23 protein-coding genes are annotated in these 21,530 nt (G+C 67.8%); 11 read left to right on the forward strand and 12 right to left on the reverse strand.

Going from position 1 to position 21,530, the window contains the following annotated elements:
* Positions 1 to 30 precede the first annotated feature (30 nt).
* The 6 genes from IAE24_RS08990 to IAE24_RS09015 all read right to left on the reverse strand — a co-directional run bounded on the left by IAE24_RS08990 (position 31) and on the right by IAE24_RS09015 (position 5,665).
* Positions 31 to 816, reverse strand: a complete 786-nt coding sequence (locus tag IAE24_RS08990; protein ID WP_097203166.1) for a helix-turn-helix domain-containing protein — start codon at positions 814 to 816, stop codon at positions 31 to 33.
* Positions 817 to 828: 12 nt separating this feature from the next.
* Positions 829 to 1,449, reverse strand: coding sequence for a LysE family translocator (locus IAE24_RS08995; RefSeq protein WP_199960586.1), 621 nt, complete (start codon positions 1,447 to 1,449; stop codon positions 829 to 831).
* A 105-nt stretch (positions 1,450 to 1,554) separates the two neighbouring features.
* Positions 1,555 to 1,932: a RidA family protein gene (locus IAE24_RS09000; RefSeq protein ID WP_099752144.1), complete on the reverse strand. Its 378-nt coding sequence runs from the start codon at positions 1,930 to 1,932 to the stop codon at positions 1,555 to 1,557.
* 161 nt (positions 1,933 to 2,093) lie between these two features.
* Positions 2,094 to 2,954 carry a tryptophan 2,3-dioxygenase gene (gene kynA, locus IAE24_RS09005; RefSeq protein WP_199960587.1) on the reverse strand — a complete coding sequence of 287 codons (861 nt, stop codon included), beginning with the start codon at positions 2,952 to 2,954 and terminating at the stop codon, positions 2,094 to 2,096.
* Entirely contained in the window at positions 2,951 to 4,156 is a 1,206-nt protein-coding gene (locus IAE24_RS09010) for an amino acid aminotransferase (RefSeq protein ID WP_170962144.1), read from the reverse strand. The genes kynA and IAE24_RS09010 overlap by 4 nt, the downstream gene beginning before the upstream one ends.
* A gap of 75 nt (positions 4,157 to 4,231) precedes the next feature.
* Complete coding sequence (locus IAE24_RS09015; RefSeq protein ID WP_088166749.1) at positions 4,232 to 5,665, reverse strand: amino acid permease; 1,434 nt, start codon at positions 5,663 to 5,665, stop codon at positions 4,232 to 4,234.
* A gap of 138 nt (positions 5,666 to 5,803) precedes the next feature.
* Between IAE24_RS09015 and IAE24_RS09020 the strand changes: the two genes are divergently transcribed.
* Positions 5,804 to 6,274: an Lrp/AsnC family transcriptional regulator gene (locus IAE24_RS09020; RefSeq protein ID WP_012204096.1), complete on the forward strand. Its 471-nt coding sequence runs from the start codon at positions 5,804 to 5,806 to the stop codon at positions 6,272 to 6,274.
* A gap of 47 nt (positions 6,275 to 6,321) precedes the next feature.
* On the opposite strand, the gene IAE24_RS09025 is transcribed toward IAE24_RS09020, so the two are convergent.
* Positions 6,322 to 6,642, reverse strand: a complete 321-nt coding sequence (locus IAE24_RS09025) for a YkgJ family cysteine cluster protein (RefSeq protein WP_034391185.1) — start codon at positions 6,640 to 6,642, stop codon at positions 6,322 to 6,324.
* Positions 6,643 to 6,841: 199 nt separating this feature from the next.
* On the opposite strand from IAE24_RS09025, the gene IAE24_RS09030 reads away from it, so the two are divergent.
* Genes IAE24_RS09030 through IAE24_RS09040 form a run of 3 tightly spaced genes read left to right on the forward strand, consistent with a single transcriptional unit; the run spans position 6,842 to position 9,332 of the window.
* Complete coding sequence (locus IAE24_RS09030) at positions 6,842 to 7,183, forward strand: FeoA family protein (protein ID WP_043824050.1); 342 nt, start codon at positions 6,842 to 6,844, stop codon at positions 7,181 to 7,183.
* A complete protein-coding gene (feoB, locus tag IAE24_RS09035) occupies positions 7,180 to 9,123 on the forward strand; it encodes a ferrous iron transporter B (protein WP_199960588.1) in 1,944 nt (647 codons plus the stop codon). The genes IAE24_RS09030 and feoB overlap by 4 nt, the downstream gene beginning before the upstream one ends.
* A 14-nt stretch (positions 9,124 to 9,137) precedes the next feature.
* Entirely contained in the window at positions 9,138 to 9,332 is a 195-nt protein-coding gene (locus IAE24_RS09040; protein WP_043824054.1) for a hypothetical protein, read from the forward strand.
* A gap of 86 nt (positions 9,333 to 9,418) precedes the next feature.
* Here the strand turns inward: IAE24_RS09040 and argF are convergent, their stop codons facing one another.
* Positions 9,419 to 10,351 carry an ornithine carbamoyltransferase gene (gene argF, locus IAE24_RS09045; RefSeq protein WP_199960589.1) on the reverse strand — a complete coding sequence of 311 codons (933 nt, stop codon included), beginning with the start codon at positions 10,349 to 10,351 and terminating at the stop codon, positions 9,419 to 9,421.
* A 10-nt stretch (positions 10,352 to 10,361) separates the two neighbouring features.
* Complete coding sequence (locus IAE24_RS09050; protein WP_199960590.1) at positions 10,362 to 11,558, reverse strand: aspartate aminotransferase family protein; 1,197 nt, start codon at positions 11,556 to 11,558, stop codon at positions 10,362 to 10,364.
* A gap of 350 nt (positions 11,559 to 11,908) precedes the next feature.
* On the opposite strand from IAE24_RS09050, the gene IAE24_RS09055 reads away from it, so the two are divergent.
* Complete coding sequence (locus tag IAE24_RS09055) at positions 11,909 to 12,226, forward strand: DUF3579 domain-containing protein (RefSeq protein WP_012204103.1); 318 nt, start codon at positions 11,909 to 11,911, stop codon at positions 12,224 to 12,226.
* 229 nt (positions 12,227 to 12,455) lie between these two features.
* On the opposite strand, the gene rpsT is transcribed toward IAE24_RS09055, so the two are convergent.
* Positions 12,456 to 12,749, reverse strand: a complete 294-nt coding sequence (gene rpsT, locus IAE24_RS09060) for a 30S ribosomal protein S20 (protein WP_012204104.1) — start codon at positions 12,747 to 12,749, stop codon at positions 12,456 to 12,458.
* A gap of 180 nt (positions 12,750 to 12,929) precedes the next feature.
* Between rpsT and murJ the strand changes: the two genes are divergently transcribed.
* Both murJ and IAE24_RS09070 read left to right on the forward strand, forming a co-directional pair.
* Positions 12,930 to 14,495: a murein biosynthesis integral membrane protein MurJ gene (murJ, locus tag IAE24_RS09065; RefSeq protein ID WP_063326900.1), complete on the forward strand. Its 1,566-nt coding sequence runs from the start codon at positions 12,930 to 12,932 to the stop codon at positions 14,493 to 14,495.
* Positions 14,496 to 14,553: 58 nt separating this feature from the next.
* On the forward strand, positions 14,554 to 15,399 hold the full coding sequence (locus IAE24_RS09070) for a SirB1 family protein (RefSeq protein ID WP_199960591.1): 846 nt from the start codon (positions 14,554 to 14,556) through the stop codon (positions 15,397 to 15,399).
* Positions 15,400 to 15,429: 30 nt separating this feature from the next.
* Here IAE24_RS09070 and IAE24_RS09075 read toward each other — a convergent pair whose 3' ends face one another.
* Entirely contained in the window at positions 15,430 to 16,488 is a 1,059-nt protein-coding gene (locus IAE24_RS09075) for an AI-2E family transporter (RefSeq protein WP_012204107.1), read from the reverse strand.
* A gap of 17 nt (positions 16,489 to 16,505) precedes the next feature.
* Positions 16,506 to 17,558: a phosphoribosylformylglycinamidine cyclo-ligase gene (purM, locus tag IAE24_RS09080; protein ID WP_013803658.1), complete on the reverse strand. Its 1,053-nt coding sequence runs from the start codon at positions 17,556 to 17,558 to the stop codon at positions 16,506 to 16,508.
* A 323-nt stretch (positions 17,559 to 17,881) separates the two neighbouring features.
* Here purM and hda point away from each other — a divergent pair, with 323 nt between their 5' ends.
* The 4 genes from hda to folK all read left to right on the forward strand — a co-directional run bounded on the left by hda (position 17,882) and on the right by folK (position 21,446).
* Positions 17,882 to 18,580 carry a DnaA regulatory inactivator Hda gene (hda, locus tag IAE24_RS09085; protein WP_026062235.1) on the forward strand — a complete coding sequence of 233 codons (699 nt, stop codon included), beginning with the start codon at positions 17,882 to 17,884 and terminating at the stop codon, positions 18,578 to 18,580.
* A gap of 88 nt (positions 18,581 to 18,668) precedes the next feature.
* Positions 18,669 to 19,370, forward strand: a complete 702-nt coding sequence (locus IAE24_RS09090; RefSeq protein ID WP_043824060.1) for an HAD family hydrolase — start codon at positions 18,669 to 18,671, stop codon at positions 19,368 to 19,370.
* The gene (gene pcnB / locus IAE24_RS09095; protein WP_043824061.1) at positions 19,367 to 20,956 is read left to right on the forward strand and encodes a polynucleotide adenylyltransferase PcnB; all 1,590 of its coding nucleotides are present in this window, start codon (positions 19,367 to 19,369) and stop codon (positions 20,954 to 20,956) included. Before IAE24_RS09090 ends, pcnB begins: the two co-directional genes overlap by 4 nt.
* Positions 20,931 to 21,446: a 2-amino-4-hydroxy-6-hydroxymethyldihydropteridine diphosphokinase gene (folK, locus tag IAE24_RS09100; protein ID WP_099752137.1), complete on the forward strand. Its 516-nt coding sequence runs from the start codon at positions 20,931 to 20,933 to the stop codon at positions 21,444 to 21,446. The genes pcnB and folK overlap by 26 nt, the downstream gene beginning before the upstream one ends.
* Positions 21,447 to 21,530 lie beyond the last annotated feature (84 nt).

Consider the following 21,530-nt stretch of genomic DNA (forward strand, 5'->3'; position numbering starts at 1 on the left):
GGCTCAGGTGCGGCCGGCCCAGGTACCGGCTCAGGCGCCGCGTGCGTAGCAGCCCGGCGTCAGCGCATGGTGTGCCTTGAAGGCGCGCTGCAGGTGCGCCTGGTCGGCAAAGCCCATGGCATAGGCTGCATCGGACAGCGCTGCGCCCGTGGCCAGCAGGCGGCGCGCGCCGTTGATGCGCAGGTTCAGGCGGTAGCTGCCGGGCGTCATGCCCGTGGCCGCCTTGAAGCGGCGGATGAAGCGCGTGGCGCTCATGCCGCATTCCTGGGCCAGGGACTGCACGGTCAGGCCCGCATCGGGCCCCGCATGCAGGCGCTGCAGCGCGGGGGCCAGGGCCGCCGCGTCGCCGGGCAGGGGTGCGGCTGCGGGCTGGGCACAGCGGTCCAGCAGGTGCTCCAGGCCCAGGGCCAGGCGGTCGGCGGCCGCCGTGCCATCGACGGGGCTGCACAGACCATCCACCAGGCGGGCGATGTCCGCATCCGTGAGCGTGCGCCGGGGAAAGCGCAGCGCGGCCACGCCCAGCCGCGCGTGCAGCCAGTCGGCATCGACAAACAGCATGCGGTAGGACCACGGCGCGCCGGGGTCGGGATTGCAGGCATGCCAGGCGCCGGGCTCGATCAGCACCACGCCGCCCGCCTCCACAGGCTGCGGGCCGTGGGCATGGTGGAACACGGTGCGGCCCGCGTCCACGATGCCTATCGAGTACTCGGCATGCATGTGCAGCCGAAAGCAATGCGGCGAGCGCGCGCTGTCGCGCAATTCGGCCCAGGGGGCGGCCGGATGGCGGTGGAAGCGGTGGGGGGAGGTTGAAGTCATGGCGGCCAGCCATCATGCCAGCATGGCCGCCACGCTGGCGACCAGCAGCAGGGCCAGCAGGCGGTGGAACAGTCGCTGGCGGCGTTCGGTGCGCAGCCAGCCCGAAAGCAGCTGCCCCAGCAGCGCCCAGCTGCCGACCCCCACCAGGCAGGCCAGCAGCGAGATGGCGCAAAACTGCAGCAGCGCCCACGGCGCATTCGCGTGGGGCAGCACGAACAGGCCCACGCCGGCCAGCGCCACCAGCCAGGCCTTGGGGTTGAGCGTCTGCACGGCCGTTCCCTGCAACAGCGCTTGCAGCAGGGCCTGCAGCGGGCGGTGCGATCCGGCCTGCTGCTGCGCACCGGCCTGGCCCACAGGCGCATTGGCCAGCCGCCAGGCCAGCCACAGCAGATAGGCGGCGCACAGCCACTGTGCGGCCGCAGACAGTTGCGGCAGCGTCTGCAGCAGCCACTGTGCGCCCTGGCCCATGACCCAGACCACGGCCGCATAGCTGGCGCTGGCGCCCAGCACATAGGCGGCCGAGACCAGGCGTGAGCGGGCCGCACCATGGCGCAGGGCCAGCACATTGACGGGGCCGGGCGTGATGGCGCCGACGAGGGTGAAGACGCCCATGGCGAGCAGCGAGGAGGACATGAGATTTCGCGCGGACGCAGGACTGCACAAGGCCCGCAGTCTCGTCCCGCACGCCGCCCCTGTATTGAACGCAATTGCGGGGCGCCGGCATGTCCGTCACATCCTCTACGGGAGCATGGCGTAGGCCACGATCTCCAGCTTCATCCCCGGCACCACCAGCGCCGAAATCCCCATGCTGGAGCGGTTGGGGTAGGGCGCCTCGAAGAACTCGCGGTACACGGCGTCGATGGCCGGCATGTCGGCCACGTCGGTCATGTAGATCAGCACCTGGGTCACATGCGCCAGCGTGCCGCCTGCGGCCTGCAGCGCGTTGCTCAGGTTGGTGAAGGTCAGGCGCGCCTGCTGTTCGATGGGGCCAGTGTCGATGCTGCCGTCGGGCCGCACGGGGCCGTGGGCCGTGAACAGCATCTGGCCGCTGGCCTTGACGGCCCAGGAGAAGGGCTGCTTGAGCGGCGGCAGTCCCACGTCGATGATTTGCTTCATGGATTTCCTTGTGTTTTGACTACATGCGAAGGCATGGTGTTCTTGCGTCGGAAATTGGGCGCGGCCCATCGGCGGACGCCGAGCAAGGGCCGTCCCGCAGCGATGGTGTCGTCCCGCGCCCGCGCAGCGAGAGCGGGGGAAGCGGCAAAGCCGCTCAGGGGTCACAGTTTCGTTCTCACAGACCAGATTTCGGGGAACAGCACCACGTCCAGCATCTTGCGCAGGTAGCTGACGCCGCCGGTGCCGCCCGTGCCGCGCTTGAAGCCGATGACGCGCTCCACCGTGGTCACATGGCGAAAGCGCCACAGGCGGAAGGCGTCCTCGATGTCGGCCAGCTTTTCCCCGAGCTGGTACAGGTCCCAGTGCGACTGCGGGTCGCGGTAGACCTGGGCCCAGGCGGCCTCGACCTCGGGGCTGGCCGTGTAGGGCTGGGTCCAGTCGCGCGCCAGGTGCCCGGCAGGAATGGCCAGGCCCTGGCGTGCCAGCAGGCGCAGGGCCTCGTCGTACAGGGAAGGTGCGCGCCATGCGGCATCCACCCGGGCCAGCAGGTCCGGGCGGTGGGCATGGGGCTGGAGCATGGCGGCGTTCTTGTTGCCCAGCGCGAACTCGATGCAGCGATACTGGTAGCTCTGGAAGCCGCTGGAGCTGGCGAGATACGGGCGCATGGCCGTGTACTCGGTAGGCGTCATGGTGGCCAGCACGGACCAGGCGCCCACCAGCTGCTCCATGATGCGGCTCACGCGGGCCAGCATCTTGAAGGCATCTGCATGGCGGTCGGCCGCCACGGCGGCCGTGGCCGCGCCCAGCTCGTGCAGCATCAGCTTCATCCACAGCTCGCTGGTCTGGTGCTGGATGATGAACAGCAGCTCGTCATGCGTGGGCGACAGCAGTTGCTGGGCGCCCAGGATGGCGTCCAGCTGCAGATAGTCGCCATAGCTCATGGACTGGCTGAAATCCAGCTGCGCCTTTTCCTCGGCGACGATGCGCTCGGTCAGGCCGCCATGGACGGGGCAGCCGCTCATTGCGGTGCCTCCAGCACCGTGGCAATGGCGTCGGCCACGTACTGCACGTTGGCGCCCGACAGGCCCGACATGCACATGCGGCCCGAGCGGATCAGGTACACGCCGTGCTCGTCGCGCAGGCGGTGGACCTGGGGCTCGCTGATGCCGGTGTAGCTGAACATGCCGCGCTGGGTCAGCAGGAAGCCGAAGTCGCGCCGCTCGCCAAAGCGTTCATGCAGCGCGCCGTGCAGCTGGGCGCGCATGTCCTTGATGCGGCCGCGCATCTGCGCCAGCTCCTGCGCCCATTGGGCGCTCAGCTCGGGCGACGCCAGCACCTGCTGCACCAGGCGCGCGCCACGGGTGGGGGGCGAGGAATAGTTGCTGCGCACCGTGGCCTTGAGCTGGCCCAGCACATTGCCGGCCGTGGCCGCGTCGCTGCAGACCACGCTGAGGCCGCCCACGCGTTCGCCATACAGCGAGAAGTTCTTGGAAAACGAATTGGCCACAAAGGCCTGGGCGCCCGCATCGGCCAGCGCGCGCACGGACCACGCGTCTTCATCGAGCCCATCGCCAAAGCCCTGGTAGGCCATGTCCACGAAGGGGATCAGGCCGCGCTCCACGATCACGGGGATCAGTTGCTGCCACTGCTCGCGCGACAGGTCCACGCCCGTGGGGTTGTGGCAGCTGGCATGCAGCAGCACCACGCTGCCCGAGGGCAGTTCGCGCAGTGTCTGCAGCATGGCGTCGAAGCGCAGGCTGCCCGTGGCCGCGTCGTAGTAGGGGTAGCTGTGGGTGCGCAGGCCCGCGCCCTGGAAGATGGCCAGATGGTTGTCCCAGGTGGGATCGCTGAGCCAGACCTCGGCGTCGGGGAAATAGTGCTTGATGAAGTCCGCGCCCAGCTTGAGCGCGCCCGAGCCGCCCAGGGTCTGCACGGTGGCGATGCGCTGCGCGCGCACGGCCTCGTGCTCAGCGCCGAACACCAGGTTCTGCACCAGCTGGCGGTAGGGGGCTATGCCTTCAATGGGCAGGTAGCCGCTGGGGCTTTGCTCGCGGGCCAGGGCATCGCCAGCCTGGCGCACGGAGTCCAGCACGGGCAGGCGGCCGGCCTCGTCGAAATACAGGCCGATGCTCAGGCTGACCTTGTCGGCGCGTGGGTCCTGCTGAAAGGCTTCCATCAGCGACAGGATGGGATCTCCGGGGTAGGGCGGGACGTGGCTGAACATCGAGGCGCGGGCGGTATCGAGGGGGGCAAGAGTCGTCATGTTTCTAGGGGAGGGAGAAAAACGGGAGGCCGGATGTCACCGGGCGGGAACCTGGGCTTGCGCTTGGGCTTGGGCTGAGGTTTGGGTCTGAGGGGCGGGCTGGCCGGCCGGCTTGCGGTACCAGATGGCGTAGATGGCGCCCAGCAGCAGCAGGAAGGGCAGGCCGGTGAGCACGGTCAGGCGGAACACGTCGGTGAACAGCGTGGACACCAGGGCGGCCAGCATCAGTGCCGCGCCCAGCAGCGTCAGCACCGGAAAGCCCCACATGCGAAAGGCCAGCGGCTTGTTGCCCTGGCGCACCCAGTGGATGCGGAAGAACAGGTGGGTCACGAAAATCATGAACCACGTGAACATGGCGCCGAACATGGCCACGGCCATCATCAGCATGAAGGACTGCTCGGGGTTGACGATGTTGAACAGCGTGGCCACGGCAATGCCCAGGCAGGACAGCAGCAGCGCCGGCAGCGGCACGCCGCGCGAGTTCACGCGGCCCAGCACGGCGGGCGCATGGCCGGCGCGCGAGAGGCTGAACATCATGCGGGTGGTGATGTACAGCTGGCTGTTCATGGCCGACAGGGCAGCCACCAGCACCACGAAATTGACCACGCTGGCCGCGCCGGGCAGGCCGATGATCTCCATCACCTTCACGAAGGGGCTGCCGTCCTTGCCGGCGGCCGACCACGGCACGATGGCCAGCATCAGCGCGATCGTGGCCAGGTAGAACACCACCAGGCGCACCATGGTGGAGCGGAAGGCGCTGGTGACGGCGCGCTGCGGGTCCTTGGCCTCGCCGGCGGCCACGGCGATCATCTCGATGCTCAGGTAGCTGAAGATGGCGATGATCACGCCCACCCAGGTGCCCCACAGGCCGTTGGGGAAGAAGCCGCCGTTGTTGACGTAGTTGGCAAAGCCCACGCCGGCCGGGCGGGTGCCGAACACCACCCAGGCGCCGACCACGATGAAGGCCACGATGGCGATGATCTTGATCATGGAGAAGCTGTACTCCACGGCGCCGAAGGCCTTGACGCTCATCATGTTCACGCCGATCAGCGCGCCCGAGAAGATCACCACCCAGGCCCAGCGCGGCACCTCGGGGAACCAGTAGCCCATGTACAGGCCCACGGCCGTCACCTCGGTGCCCACGGCCAGCACCACGCAGGCCCAGTAGGCATAGCGCACCACGAAGCCGGCCCAGGGGGCGATGTAGTGCTCGGCATAGGCGCCGAACGAGCCCGAGGTCGGATGGGCCACCGTCATCTCGGCCAGGCAGCCCATCAGCAGCAGCGAGATCACCGCGCCGATGGCATAGCTGATCAGCACGCTGGGCCCGGCGAAGCCGATGGCAAAGCCGCTGCCCAGGAACAGGCCGGTGCCGACGGCACCGCCGATGGCGATCATGGTCATCTGTCCGGCGGACAGCTGCTGTTGGAGTCCGGCTTCGCGCTGGACGATGTCTTCGAAGGCTGGCATGGGTTGTTGTCTCCGTTGCTGTGGGGGGCTTCGGAGGCGGATGCTAGTTACGGCCTTCGCAGGGCGTTTAGTAGTTATCCCTAAATGCGCTTGATCTTGGATAAGTTATTCTGTGAAACATGAATTCATAGGTGGTTTATGTCAATCGAGATCGACAGAACGGACCGGCTGCTGATCCGCGCCTTGCAGGACAACGCGCGGCTGACCTCGGGCGAATTGGCGCAACGCGTGCACTTGTCGCAATCGCCGTCGTGGCGGCGCATCAAGCGGCTGGAAGATGAGGGCGTGATCACCGGCTACCACGCCGCGCTGAGCCGGCGCGCCATCGGCTTTGGCGTGCTGGCCTTCGTGATGGTGGGCATAGACCATCAGAACGAGGAGTCATCGCGCCACTTCCAGGAAGCGGTCTGCGCCATTCCCGAGGTCGTGATGTTCCACGGCATCTCGGGGCCGGAGGACTTCCTGCTGGTCGTCGTGGCGCGCGATCTCGATGCCTATTCCGATCTGCTGCTCACCCGCCTGCACCGGCTGCCCGGCGTGCGCCAGGTGCACACGCATTTCTCGCTGCAGGAGTTCAAGGGGCAGTTGGCGGGGCTGCCCGTGGAATAACGGCTGGTGGTGGCGGCTGTTGGCGGCCGGCTGCGCCTGACTGGTTGCTACAGCAGGCCGCTGTCCAGTGCCTGCATGCCATGGCGCACGCGCACGCGGTTGCAGGCATCGCTGCCGGCCGCAAATTCGCGGCAAGGAGAGGGCCGCCACTCGTAGATGCCGCAATGGGCCTTCTCGCCCACCTTGCCCACCAGCGCTGCGCAGCGCGGGCGCGACCAGTCCGTGCCGCGCATGCGGCAGGTGTAGTCGGTGACTTCCTCGATCAGCCCGGCCGGCACGCGGCCGCCATGCTCCTGCGACTCGTGCACGGAAAAGTCCACGCGAAACGATGCGCAGCAGGCGCCGCAGCTCAGGCAGGGATGGGTCATGGCGTGGGCAAGCAGGTGCAGGTGCGGATCGTGGGAGCGCGATTGTCGCGCGCACGCGTGCGGGGCGCCTGGAACCGGCCAAAAACCATGACGGCCCTTTGGCAAGACCCTGCCTCTTACTCCGATACCATGCGCGGGCTTCCCACGGGGATTCGATCAAAATCAAAATGAGAATAAAAATCAGTTGATACAACACGCCATGCATTCGATGAATCCCGGGACGGACGCCACGGCTCCGTCCGCGCTGTCCGCGCCTCCCAGCTCTCCAAGCCCGGCCACGGCTGCGGCCATCACCCTGGATGCGCTGCCGCGCCAGGTTCCGGCGCGCGTGGTCGAACTCCATGCGGCGCGCGACACGGCCGAGCAGGAACTGCTGCTGCGCCTCATGGAAATCGGTTTCCTGCCGGGCGAGCCCGTTCGCATCCTGGCCGCAGGCTTTCCGGGCGACGACCCGCTGGCCGTGCGCGTAGGCCAGGCCACGTTCGCGCTGCGCCGCCATGAGGCGGCCCTGGTGCGCGTGGCGCCGGAGGCGGTGGCATGAGCGCGTCGTCCTCTCCCAAGCTCATCCAGCCGCTGCAGCCTGCCCAGGGTGGCGGCGGCAGCGGTGATTCCGCACTGCGCCTGGCCTTGCTGGGCAACCCCAACTGCGGCAAGACAGCCTTGTTCAACCTGCTGACCGGCGCACGCCAGAAGGTGGCCAACTACGCGGGCGTGACCGTGGAGCGCAAGGAAGGCTGGCTGAGCACGGCCAGCGGCCGGCGTGTGCGCGTGCTGGACCTGCCGGGCACCTACAGCCTGCATGCGCACAGCGAGGATGAGCGCATCACGCGCGACATCGTCTCGGGTCGCCATGCGCGCGAGGCGCCGCCCGAACTGCTGGTCTGCGTCACCGACGCCACCCACCTGCGCCTGAACCTGCGCCTGGTGCTGGAAGCCCAGCGCCTGGGCCTGCCCATGCTGCTGGTGCTCAACATGAGCGACATGGCTAGGCGCCAGGGCATCGATATCGACCGCGAGGCGCTGTCACGCGCCCTGGGCATGCCCGTGCTGTCCACGGTGGGCGTGCGCCAGGACGGCGCGCGCGAACTGCTGCAATGGCTGGACGGCCCCGAAGCCCGCGCCCTGGCGGCGCCGCAGCAGCAGGCCCCGGCCCGCCCGGACGATGCGCGCGAGCAGGTGCTGGCCCTGCACCAGCAGGTGGCCCGCATCATGGCCGACTGCGTCAAGGAGCCCGTGGTGGACACCCGGCGCGACGACCGCATCGACGCCGTGGTGCTGCACCCGCTGTGGGGCATGCTGCTGCTGGCGGCCACGCTGTTCCTGATGTTCCAGGCCGTGTTCAGCTGGGCGCAGCCGCTGATGGACGGCATCGAGGGCGGCGTCTCGGCCGTCTCGGCCCTGGTCAACGAGCACATGCCCGAAGGCGCGCTGCGCAGCCTGCTGGCCGACGGCGTGATCGCGGGCACCGGCGCCGTGCTGGTCTTCCTGCCGCAGATCCTGATCCTGTTCCTGTTCATCCTTGCTCTCGAAGACTCGGGCTACCTGCCGCGTGCCGCCTTCATGCTGGACCGCATCATGGGCAAGGTCGGCCTGTCGGGCCGCTCCTTCATTCCGCTGCTGTCCAGCTTCGCCTGCGCCGTGCCCGGCATCATGGCCACGCGCTCCATCACCAGCTGGCGCGACCGCCTGGTGACCATCATGATCGCGCCGCTGATGACCTGCTCGGCGCGCCTGCCGGTCTATGCGCTGCTGATCAGCGCCTTCATTCCCGAGCGCACTGTGGGCGGCATCTTCAACCTGCAGGGCCTGGTGCTGTTCGCGCTGTACGTGGCCGGCATCGCCAGCGCCATGGCCGTGGCCGGCGTGGCCAAGTTGGCCGGCCGCAGCGCCGGACCCACGCCACTGCTGATGGAACTGCCCTCCTACCGCTGGCCCAGCCCGCGCAGCCTGGCCCTGGGCCTGTACGAGCGCGCCATGATCTTCCTGCGCCGCGTGGGCGGCATCATCCTGACCGTGAGCATCGTGCTGTGGTTCCTGGCCAGCTACCCGGCGCCGCCCGATGGCGTCACCGAAGCGGCCATCCGCTACAGCTTTGCAGGCCGCATCGGCGGCTGGCTGGAGGTGGTGCTGGCGCCGATCGGCTTCAACTGGCAGATCGCCATCGCCCTGGTGCCGGGCATGGCCGCGCGCGAAGTGGCCGTCAGCGCCATGGGCACGGTCTATGCCCTGTCCGCCGCCAGCGACGAGGCTATGGCCGAGCAACTGGGCCCGCTGATCGCCCACACCTGGTCTATGGCCACGGCGCTGTCGCTGCTGGCCTGGTTCGTGTTCGCGCCCCAGTGCATCTCCACGCTGGCCGCCGTGCGGCGCGAGACCAACGGCTGGCGCTATCCGCTGTTGATGACCGGCTATCTGTTCGCGCTGGCCTACCTTGCCAGCTTCATCACCTACCGCGTGGCCATCGCATTGGGCGCGGGCTGAAAGGAGCACGGACCATGTGGCAAAACATCATCGTGGGTCTGATAGTGGCCCTGGCCGGCGTGTCTCTGGTCTGGCGCTATCTGCCCGCGCGCTGGCGCCAGAAGGCCGGGCAGATGCATCCGGCACTGGCGCCCAAGGATGCGGGCGGCTGTGGCGGCTGCAGTGCCTGCGGCGGGGACAGTTGCGCACCGGACAAGCGGGGGCCGTAAGGCCACGGCCCGAACTTCCGCCAGGAAAAAAAGAATGCCTGCAGGCGCAAAGCCTGCAGGCATTCTTTTTTGAGCGGGCTGCGTTGTCAGTTCGGCTGGCGGCCCAGCAGCAGGTATTCCATGAGTGCCTTTTGCACGTGCATCCGGTTCTCCGCCTCATCCCAGACCACGGACTGCGGCCCGTCGATGACCTCGGCCTCCACTTCCTCGCCGCGATGGGCGGGCAGGCAGTGCATGAACAGGGCATCGCCACGTGCCGCGGCCATCATTTCGGCGTCCACGCACCAGTCGGCAAAGGCCTTCTTGCGGGCTTCGTTCTCGGCCTCGTAGCCCATGCTGGTCCACACGTCGGTGGTCACCAGGTCGGCGCCCTTGCAGGCGTCCAGCGGGTCCTTGAAGACCTTGTAGCAGCCCTCGCGCGGGGTCTTGCCGCCAAAGGCCAGCTTCTCCTCCACCTCGTAGCCGCCCGGCGTGCTGACGTGGACGGTGAAGCCCAGCAGGTCGGCCGCCTGCAGCCAGGTGTTGGCCATGTTGTTGCCGTCGCCGACCCAGGCGACGGTCTTGCCCTGGATCGAGCCGCGGTGCTCGATGAAGGTGAAGATGTCGGCCAGGATCTGGCAGGGGTGGAACTCGTTGGTCAGGCCGTTGATGACGGGCACGCGCGAGTATTCGGCAAAGCGCACGATCTTGTCCTGGCCGTAGGTTCGGATCATCACCAGGTCGGTCATGCGGCTGATGACGCGTGCGCTGTCCTCGATGGGCTCGGCGCGGCCCAGCTGGCTGTCGCCCGTGGTCAGGTGGACCACCGAGCCGCCGAGCTGGTACATGCCCGCCTCGAAGCTCACGCGGGTGCGCGTGCTGGCCTTCTCGAAGATCATGGCCAGCGTGCGGTCGCTGAGCGTGTGGTGCTTTTCGTAGCCCTTGAACTTCTTCTTGATCAGGGCCGCGCGTTCGAGCACATAGGCGTACTCGTCGGCCGTGAAGTCGGAAAACTGCAGATAGTGCTTGATGGCAGTCATAGGCAGGTACTCATTCGGACAGGAATTGCACGATCAGGGGCTTGAGCTTGGCGACCACTTCGTCGGCTTCGGCCTCGGTCATGATCAGCGGCGGCACCAGGCGCACCACGGTGTCGGCGGTCACGCTGAACAGCAGGCCGGCTTCGGCACCACGGCCCAGCAGGGCGCCGCAGGGCTTGTTCAGCTCGATGCCGATGATCAGGCCCTGGCCGCGCACATCGACCACGCCCTTGACGTCGGCCAGTTCCTTTTGCAGCGTGGCCTTCAGGTGGTCGCCCACCTTGGTGGTGTGGGCCAGCAGGCCGTCCTCTTCCATGATGCGGATGGTTTCGATGCCCGCACGCATGGCCAGCGGATTGCCGCCGAAGGTGGAGCCATGGTTGCCCGGCTGCAGCACGGAGGCCGCCTTGCCATGGGCCACGACGGCGCCGATGGGCACGCCCGAGCCCAGGCCCTTGGCCAGGGTCATCACGTCGGGGATGATGCCGGCCCACTGGTGGGCGAACCACTTGCCCGTGCGGCCCATGCCGGCCTGGACTTCGTCGAACATCATCAGCCAGCCGTTGGCATCGCACAGTGCGCGCACCTGCTGCATGTACTCGATGCGCATGGGGTGCAGGCCGCCTTCGCCCTGGATGGGCTCCATCATCACGGCCACCACGTCGGGGTTGCCGGCCGTGGCCTTCTGGAGCGCCTCGTAGTCGTTCACCGGCACGCGCAGGAAACCGTCGAGCAGCGGGCCGAAGCCGTCGCGCACCTTGGGGTTGCCCGTGGCCGTCATGGTGGCGATGGAGCGGCCGTGGAAGGCATGCTCGTAGACCACGATCACCGGCTTGGCGATGCCCTTGTCCACGCCGTACTTGCGCGCGATCTTGATGGCGGCCTCGTTGGCCTCCAGGCCCGTGCTGCAGAAGAAGACGTTGGTCATCTTCGCGCGCTCGGTCAGCAGCTGGGCCAGCGTTTCCTGGCCGGGCACGTGGTAGTAGTTGGAGGTGTGGATGAGCTTGGCCACCTGGTCCTGCAGCGCAGGCACCAGCTTGGGGTGGTTGTGGCCCAGCGTGTTCACTGCAATGCCGCCCAGCGCATCGAGGTACTGCTTGCCGTTGACGTCCCACACGCGGCAGCCCTGGCCTCGCTCCAGAGCGATCGGTACGCGGCCATAGGTGTTCATCACGTGGGGCGAGGCAGCCTCAATGAAAGCGGTCATTGCAAAAATCTCCTGAGCTGGAAAGTAAACGGCATCCGGGCGTTGCCGCCGCAGATGCCTGAAAAACAGCGAAGCCCGATTCTAGGGGCCGCGCGATGGCCTACCGTTGCGGTTTGCGCATCACAGCCATGCAATGAACCTACGCCACACTTGGGTAGTGCGCTGCAACAAGGCCTCAGCTCTTATATAAGAGATAAAATGCCGGCTTGGCCTGCTGGCAGCGATCCTGCCTGTAGGCTCTGACTTTTTTGAAGGACTTGCGCAAGCAGGATGTGGCAGGGCGCCGTGCCCCTTGGCAGGTCGCCTGTGTTGTTCCTTGTTGCGCAAGTCGTATTTTGGCGTGCATCCTGATGGTCTCTCCCTCCAGCAAAGAACTGTTCATCCAGGGCATCACCCACGAAGGCAAGACTTTCCGGCCCAGCGACTGGGCCGAGCGGCTGGCAGGCGTCATGAGCCAGTTTCGTCCCGGTGGTGCCCAGCGCGGCAGCCACCTGAGCTACTCGCCCTGGTGTGTTCCCACAACGCTCAATGGCGTCAAGTGCGTGGTCGTGCACCGCGACCTGCGCGACTACGAGCCCATGGCCTGGGATTTCTGCCTGAACTTCGCCAAGGACAACAACCTGCAGGTTGCCGAGGCCTGCCTGATACCGGACGAGCCGGCCCGCTGAGGCCGGCTTCTTTTTTTGCGGGTCGTTCCCGTCCGATGTGAAGCGCGCCTGGGGTGCGTTTTTTTTCGCCCGTGCTCCGGAGGGTGGGGCTTTTTTGGTGGGTCATGCGGATGCAGGAGCATCGTTCAGGCACAAAAAAACCGCCCGAAGGCGGTTTTCTCGTTCGCTGACAGCGCACCCGTTACAAACGGCAGATGGCCGGAGCCATCCGTGCGGTTGCCTAATTGGATTAGGCGGCGGCCAGGGCCTTGACCTTGGCGGACAGGCGGCTCTTGTCGCGAGCGGCCTTGTTCTTGTGGAAGATGCCCTTGTCGGCGATCGTGTCCAGAACGGATTGGGCTGCGGCAAACAGTTCGGTTGCCTTGGCCTTGTCGCCAGTCAGAACGGCCTTTTCGACCTTCTTGACGGCGGTGCGGTACTTGGAACGCAGCGAGGTGTTGGCTGCGTTGAGCTTGGTGTCCTGGCGGACGCGCTTGCGGCCGGAGGCGAGACGGGGGTTCTTCTTTGCGGGCTTGGATGCCATGATATGTATTCCTAGTGTCTGAGGATGTTGTCGGCGAAGCGCGGGATTATAGCACGCAGCCCGGACAGGGCCTTGAGGGCCCAGGCCGCACGGGCCGGCCTGTTGCAACGGAGTGCAAGAGCGGCCAGGCCCGCCTGGAGCGCCGGCCGGCGGGGCATGCCAGCGCATACACTCCCCACGGTGTCACTGTTCAAAGCCGCCTCCACCGTTTCCCTGCTGACGCTGGCCTCCCGTATCACCGGGCTGGTGCGCGATCTGCTCATGGCCTCCATGTTCGGAGCCAATGCGCTGACCGATGCGTTCAATGTCGCCTTCAGGATTCCCAATCTCTTTCGGCGGCTGTTCGCCGAGGGGGCCTTCAGCCAGGCCTTCGTGCCGGTGCTGGCCGCCAGCAAGGCCAAGGAGGGGGACGAGGCCACGCGCACGCTGATCTCGCACGTGGCCACGCTGCTGTTCTGGGTGCTGCTGGTGACCTGCGTGCTGGGCGTGGTCGGCGCGCCGCTGCTGGTCTGGCTGCTGGCCAGCGGCCTGCGCCAGTCGCCCGAGGGCTATGACGCCGCCGTGCTGATGACACGCTGGATGTTCCCCTACATCGGCTTCATGTCGCTGGTGGCGCTGTCTGCCGGCGTGCTCAATACCTGGCGTCGCTTTGCCGTCTCGGCCGCCACGCCGGTGCTGCTGAACCTGGCCATGATCGCCGCCGCCTTCTGGGGCGCGCCCTGGCTGCAGGCGCGTGGCATCGAGCCGATCTATGCCATGGCCGGTGGCGTGATGCTGGGCGGCGTGCTGCAGCTGGCGGTGCAACTGCCTGCGCTGGCGCGCCTGGGCCTGCTGCCGCGCATCGGCTTTTCGCCAGCTGCGCTGCGCCAAGCCTGGGCCGAGGCCGGCGTGCGCCGCATCCTCAAGCTGATGGCGCCGGCCCTGCTGGGCGTGGGCGTGGCCCAGGTCTCGCTGATGATCAACACCCAGATCGCCTCCTATCTGCAACCGGGCAGCGTGACGTGGCTGTTCTATGCCGACCGGCTCATGGAGTTTCCGACGGCGCTGCTGGGCGTGGCGCTGGGCGTGGTGCTCACCCCCCAGCTGGCCGCTGCCAAGGCGGCCGACGACTCGGAGCGCTACTCGGCCATGCTGGACTGGGGGCTGCGCCTGGTGGTGCTGCTGTCCGTGCCGTGCGCCGTGGGCCTGCTCACTTTTGCCGAGCCGCTGGTGGCCACGCTGTTCCACCGCGGTGCGCTGCAGGACAGCGACGTGGGCCAGATCGCCCTGGCGTTGGTCGGCTACGGCGCCGGCCTGGTGGGCCTGGTGGCCATCAAGGTGCTGGCGCCAGGCTACTACGCCAGCCAGGACATCCGCACGCCCGTCAAGATCGCCATCGTGGTGCTGGTCATCACCCAGCTGCTCAACCTGGTCCTGGTGCCCTTCATGGCGCATACCGGCCTGGCGCTGTCCATCGGCCTGGCGGCCCTGGTCAATGCGGGCTGGCTGCTTTGGGGTCTGCTGCGCCGGGGCGTCTACCGTCCCAAGCCGGGCTGGGGCCGGCTGGGCTTGCAGGTGGTCGCGGCCAGCAGCCTGCTGGCCGTGCTGCTGACCTGGGGCAGCCAGCATTTCGACTGGATCGCGCTGCGCGCCAACGGCTGGCAGCGTGTGGGCCTGCTCGCCGCGCTGATGGCCGCCTCGGTGCTGCTGTACTTCGGTGCGCTGTGGGCGGCGGGGCTCAAGCTGCGCGCACTGCTGCGGCGCTGAGAGGCATCGCCCAAACCCGCATAATTGCAGGCTTGGGCGCTGCAATATACAAAGCATCATGAGCTGGAGTTACGAAGACACGCCAACGGCCCTGCAATACTTTGCAGCGCTGGTGCAAAGCGATGACCACCTGCCGTTGATGGAGGCGGCAATCAGCATCGCCCAGGATGCCGTGCCCGATCTCGACCTGCAGGCGGCCAGCGCCGAGCTGGACCGGCTGCAGGTGCGCCTGCTCCAGCGCCTGGCCGGCGAAACCGATTCGCTGCAGCGCCTGCGCGTGCTCAACCAGTTCTTCTATGGCGAGCTGGGCTTTGGCGGCAATCTCAACGATTACTACGACCCGGCCAACAGCTACATCCACCACGTGCTGCAGACGCGGCGCGGCATTCCCATCAGTGTGGCGCTGATCTGGCTGGAGCTGGCTGCGGCCATCGATCTGCCGGCACAGGGCGTGAGCTTTCCCGGGCATTTCCTGGTCAAGCTGCGCCTGCCCCAGGGGCAGGTGGTGATGGACCCGCTGAGCGGTGAATCCTTCTCGGCCAACAGCCTGGCCGAGCGGCTGGAGCCCTTCTGGCAGAACGCCGGCCTGTCCGCCGAGGAGGCGGCTCCGCTGGGCATGTACCTGCAGGGCGCATCGCCGCGTGACATCCTGGAGCGCATGCTCCGCAATCTGCAGGAGATCCACCACGCGCGGCGCGACTGGCCGCTGCTGGTGGCCGTGCTCAACCGGCTGGCCGTGCTGCGGCCCGACATGCCGGAGATCTTCCGGGACCGGGGGCTGGCCTATGCGCAATGGGGAGTGACCGAGCGTGCGCTCGAAGACCTGGAGCGCTTCCTGCATTCCCAGCAGGGCACGCAGGCCGTGGCCGTGCGCGAGGTGATCCGGCGGCTCAGGGGGCTGTAGCGGGGGCAGCCCCCAGGGTCGGAGCGCTGCTCAGACCAGCCGGACGGCTTCCAGCTCTTTCTTGAGATAGGCGTAGAACAGTGGCGCCGCCACCAGGCCTGCGGGGCCGAACACCGACTCGGCCACGAACATCACGGCCAGCAGCTCCCACACGCCCATGTGCGTGCGCTGGCCCACCACCTTGGCGTTGATCACGTACTCGGCCTTGTGGATCAGGATCAGAAAGCCCAGGCAGGCCGCGGCGGCCACCGGGGAGACCGACAGTCCCACGATGGTGATCACCGCATTGCACAGCAGGTTGCCCACGATGGGCACCAGGCCCGCGATGAAGGTCAGCGTGATCAGCGCTGGCGTGTAGGGCAGGGTCAGGTTCCAGTGCGGCAGCACGCCCAGCAGGAAGATGGCCGTCAGGAAGGTGTTGAAGGCCGCAATCCAGAACTGCGCCGCCACGATCTGGCGGAAGGCCAGCCCCATGAGCCGGATGCGTTCGCGCAGCGCAGCCACCAGGGGCGGGCGGCGCGTGGTGATGGGGCGCACGGCGGCCAGCGCGCCGATGATCAGGCCCACATAGGCGTACAGCAGGCCGGTAAGCCAGGCGCGGCCCGCATGGGCCAGGGCGCCGGCCTTGGCCGCCAGGTAGCTGGCCAGCAGGTGCTGGATTTCCTGCGCGCCGTCCGGCAACTGGTCGGCCATGTCGGCGGGCAGCTTGTCACGCAGCTCCAGCACCGTGTGGGCCAGATAGTCGAGCAGCTCGCGGTACTGCTGCGGCGCGTCGGTGATGTAGGTGCGTGTATGCGAGAGCGCGCCGCTCAGCAGGGCCAGCGGCGCAAGAATGACGATGGTGGCTGCCACCAATTGGGTCCAGCGCGGCAGCGAGCCGCGCCGGGCCTTGGGCTGGGCACGTGCCAGCAGCCCGGCAAGGGCGCGCGTGACCAGAAAGCCCACGCAGACACAGAGCATGCCCGGCAACAGGCCCTGCCACATGATCAGCAGCAGGGCGCCTGCCATCAGCACATAGCTGGAAAGCGTCACGCCGCGCGTGGGCGCGGGCTGCGGGGAGATGATGGGCGAGGGCAGGTGCTGGGTCATGCGCTGCGGGCCCGTGGTCAGCGGACCTCGACAGGCTCGCCCTCGCCGCGTGCGGCGATGCGTCCGATGGTGTAGACCGTCTCGCCCAGCTGCTTGAGCGTGGCGGCCGTGGCTTGGGCAGCTTCGGCGGGCACGACAACGACCATGCCGATGCCGTTGTTGAAGGTGCGGTTCATTTCCACGGCGTCGATGCCCGCCGTCTTCTGCAGCCAGGCGAACAGCTCGGTCTGGGGCCAGCTGCCGGCATCCAGGTGGGCGGCCAGGCCTTCGGGCAGCACGCGGGGGATGTTCTCCAGCAGGCCGCCGCCGGTGATGTGGGCCAGCGCCTTGATGGGATGCTGCTCCAGTGCGGCCAGCACGTTCTTCACGTACAGGCGCGTGGGTTCCATGATGGCCTGCTTGAACGGCTTGCCGTCCAGCGATTCGGGCAGGCTGCCCTGGGCTTCGGCGCGCTCGATGCACTTGCGCACCAGGGAGAAGCCATTGGAGTGCACGCCGGCCGAGGCCAGCCCCAGCACCACGTCGCCTGCGGCCACGCTCTGGCCCGTGAGGATCTTGGATTTTTCGACTGCGCCGACGGCAAAGCCCGCCAAGTCGTATTCACCGGCCGGGTACATGCCGGGCATTTCGGCGGTTTCGCCGCCGATCAGTGCGCAGCCCGACAGCTCGCAGCCGCGTGCAATGCCGCCGACCACGGCAGCGGCCGTGTCCACGTCCAGCTTGCCGCAGGCGAAATAGTCGAGGAAGAACAGGGGCTCGGCGCCCTGGACCAGCACGTCGTTGACGCTCATGGCCACCAGGTCGATGCCCACGGTGTCGTGCATGTTCCACTCGAAGGCCAGCTTGAGCTTGGTGCCCACGCCATCGGTGCCAGAGACCAGCACGGGTTCCTTGTAGCGCTTGGGCACCTCGAACAGCGCGCCGAAGCCTCCGATGCCGGCCATCACGCCTTCGCGCATGGTCTTCTTGGCCAGCGGCTTGATGCGCTCGACCAGCGCATCGCCAGCGACGATGTCGACGCCGGCGTCTTTGTAGGAAATCGGGGTAGAGGAGGGGGCAGAAGAGCTCATGGATGGGTACGGTGCGGTAGGCCCGATGCCGGGCTGGAACCCCGGGATTCTACGGCGCCGGCCGCCGGCAGGCGCGCGCGCCAGTGGGCTTCGAGGGGGCTTTCGTTGCACATGCGGGCCGGCTGCCGCCGTGCCGGGCGCCGCGCAGACTAAAATCCCTCGTCCGCCCGGGAGCTCCCGGGCGTTGTCCGCCTTGCCGCAGCGCTGCGCCGAGGCGGGCCTGTCTTTGCTCTCAACCCAATGCCGTTGCCGATTCCTCTGCCTGCTTTTGCCGCATGGACCCGCCTGGACACAGGAAAGGGGGCGCTGCGCGTATGTCGCAGATGAAGCAGCTGGCTCTGGATATCAGCATGGCGTCGAGTCCGACGCTGTCGCGCTTTTTCGTCGGTCCCAATGCCGCAGTGATCGATCATCTGCGCCACTGGGTGGGCGACGGCCGCATGCAGACCGCCCGCACGCCGGTGCCCACCTATCTTTGGGGCGAGTCGGGCTCGGGCAAGACCCACCTGCTCAAGGCCGTGCGCGAGGCGCTGCGCGAGCAGGGCGCCATGGTGGGCTGGATGGATGCATCCACCCTGTTCCCGCCGCCGTTCGACGAGCGCTGGGCGGCGGTGCTGATGGACGACGTGGACATCTACACTCCGCTGCAGCAGGCGCGAGCCTTCAACTGGTTCGTGAATGCGACGAGCCCGGCCACGGGCTCGCCGCGCTGGGTGCTGGGAGCCGGCCCCCTGCCGCCGGCCGACCTCAAGCTGCGCGAGGATCTGCGCACGCGGCTGGGCTGGGGCCATGTGTTCCAGCTGCAACTGCTCGATGAAACCGCGCGCCGCGCGGTGCTGCGCCAGGAGGCCGATGCCCGTGGCGTTTTTCTGGGCGACGATGTGATGGACTACATGCTCAAGCGCTTCTCACGCGACCTGGGCAGCCTGATGCAGCTGCTCGACATGCTCGACGGCTTTGCGCTTCGCAACAAGCGCGCCATCACCATCCCGTTGCTCAAGACGATGCTGGAAACCGAATGAGCCCACATTCTCGTGTGGGCAGGGACTGCGGGAGCCGGCGGAGCCTGCGTTGCAAGGGCAGCGCGGGACCCATTTTTTTAGGATATGCATGACCTCTGATCAGAAGCAACTCCGGCCCCGGCTGGCGTTGTTCGACCTGGACCATACGCTGCTGCCGCTCGATTCGGACTACGAGTGGGGCGAGTTCACGACGCGCATCGGCTGGACCGATCCGGCCGAGTTCGGCCGCCGCAACGCCGAGTTCTTCGCGCACTACCAGGCCGGCACGCTCGACGTGCACGACTATGTGCGCTTTGCCACCGAGGCATTCTGCGGCCGTGGCGCGCAACAGGCCGGCGAGGCGCATGAGCGCTTCATGCGCGAGGTGATCACCCCCGCGATCCGTCCCCAGGCGCTGGAGCTGCTGCGCACGCACCAGCAGGCGGGCGACCAGATCATCATCGTCACGGCCACCAACGAGTTCGTGACGCGCCCCATTGCCGCCGCACTGGGCGTGCAGGAGCTGATTGCCGTGGAACTGGAGCGCGACGCCCAGGGCTGGTTCACGGGCGAGATCCGTGGAACGCCCAGCATGCGCGACGGCAAGGTCCGGCGCATGCAACAGTGGCTGGATGCGCGTGGCCTGGACTGGGGCGGCGTGGAGAGCTTCTTCTACAGCGACTCCTGGAACGACGTGCCCCTGCTCGAACGCGTGGACCATCCCGTGGCCACCAACCCCGACGCACGGCTGCGCGCCCTGGCCCAGGAACGTGGCTGGCGCATTCTGGACCTGTTTGGCGAAGCACCATGATCAAGAACATCATCGACAAGCTGCTGGGCAAGACCTCGGCTGCCCCCCGCGCCCGCAAGTCCCCCTTCGGCAAGCGCCAGGAAGTGCCCGTGCAGGTGCACGGCATCGACCCCAACCTGGTGGACCGGCGTGCCATCGACGTGGTCGAGACGCTGCAGGACGCCGGCTACGAGGCCTACATCGTCGGCGGCGCCGTGCGCGACCTGCTGCTGGGCCTGCGCCCCAAGGACTTCGACGTGGCCACCAATGCCACGCCCGAGCAGGTCAAGGGCCTGTTCCGCCGCGCCTTCATCATCGGCAAGCGCTTTCGCATCGTGCACGTGGTCTATGGCCGCGGGCGCGAGAACGAGGTCATCGAAGTCTCCACCTTCCGCGCCTTCCTGGACAACAGCGCAGCCGAGGCCGTGAGCGGCAACGAGCGCACCAGCAAGGCCCAGCTCGCCGGCATGCACCATGCGGTGGACGCCAGCGGCCGCGTGCTGCGCGACAACGTCTGGGGCCCGCAGGACCAGGACGCCACGCGCCGCGACTTCACCATCAACGCCATGTACTACGACCCGCGCACGCAGATCGTGGTGGACTATCACAAGGGCATCGACGACGCCAAGAAGCGCATGCTGCGCATGATCGGCGACCCGGCCACGCGCTACCGCGAAGACCCGGTGCGCATCATCCGCGCCGTGCGCTTCGCGGCCAAGCTGGCGGGCAAGGGCTTCAAGATCGAGCCCAAGACCGCCAAGCCCCTGGTGGAATGCGAGCCCTTGCTGGCCGATGTGCCGCAAAGCCGCTTGTTCGATGAAATGCTCAAGCTGCTGCAGACCGGCCACGCGCTGGCCTCGGTGGAGCAGTTGCGTGGCCTGGGCCTGGCACGCGGCATCTACTCGCTGCTGGATGTGGTGGTCGAGCGCGCGGAGCAGCCCTTTGTGCGCGCCGCGCTGACCGACACCGACCGCCGTGTCGAGGAAGGCAAGCCCGTGGCGCCCAGCTTCCTGCTGGCCTGCGTGCTGTGGCATGACGTCAAGACCGGCTGGGAGCGACGCCTGAACCAGCGCCAGCACCCCTTCCCCGCGCTGCAGGAATCCATCGACGAAGTGTTCGACCAGCGCATCGGCGATGTCTCGGGCCGCGGCAAGCTGGCCGCCGACATGCGCGAGATCTGGGTCATGCAGCCGCGCTTCGACAAGCGCACGGGCGCCACGCCGTTCAGCCTGGTGGCCCAGCCGCGCTTTCGCGCGGGCTTCGACTTCATGCGCCTGCGCGCCGACATCGGCGAGGTCGATGAAAGCCTGGCCAGCTGGTGGCAGGAATTCCAGAACGCCGACGACGCGCGCCGCGACGACCTGATCGCCCAGGCCCGCGACGAGCAGCGCGCCCGCCAGCGCAGCGCCGAGCCCAAGGTGCACCGCGTGGCCAAGGCTCGCCCTGCGCGCGAGGAGGCCGGCGCTGGCGAAGCGCAGCAGGCCGACGCACCTGCTGCCGCCTTGCCCCAGGTGGAGGGTGAGGAAGGATCAGCGCCCAAGAAGCGCCGCCGCCGTCGCCGCAAGCCACAGGGCGGTGGTGATGGCGCCGTGGGCGGGGATGACTGAGCCGGGGCACTGGGTCGCCATTGGCCTGGGCGCCAATCTGGGCGACCGGGGCCAGGCGCTGGCCCAGGCGCTGCAGGCCATTGGCGGCCTGCCGGGCACGCGCCTTGTGGCCGTGTCCTCCCTCTACAGCACGGCGCCCGTCGACTCCAGCGGCCCGGACTACCTGAACGCCGTGGCCGCCGTGCACACCACGCTGCAGCCGCTGGCGCTGCTCGATGCGCTGCAGGCCATCGAACTGGCGGCCGGTCGTGAGCGTCCCTACCGCAACGCGCCGCGCACACTGGACCTGGACATCGAACTGTGGGACGACGAGCGCATCGCGCTGCCGCGCCTGAGCGTGCCGCACCCGCGCATGCACGAGCGCGCCTTCGTGCTCGTGCCGCTGGCCGAGATCGCGCCTGAGCGCGTCACACCCGCGCAGCTGCAGGCCGTGGCGGGGCAGGGCATCCGCCTGGCGCACAAGCCTGGCTGGCATCTCCAACAAGCCTGAATCCCGACAGTGGCCTGAATGAAAAAGCCGCAGCGCCCTGAGGGCGGCTGCGGCTTTTTGCCAGGCGGGACGCGATGGATCGGC

Source organism: Delftia sp. S65 (genome assembly GCF_016516495.1).
Lineage (GTDB): Bacteria > Pseudomonadota > Gammaproteobacteria > Burkholderiales > Burkholderiaceae_C > Comamonas > Comamonas acidovorans.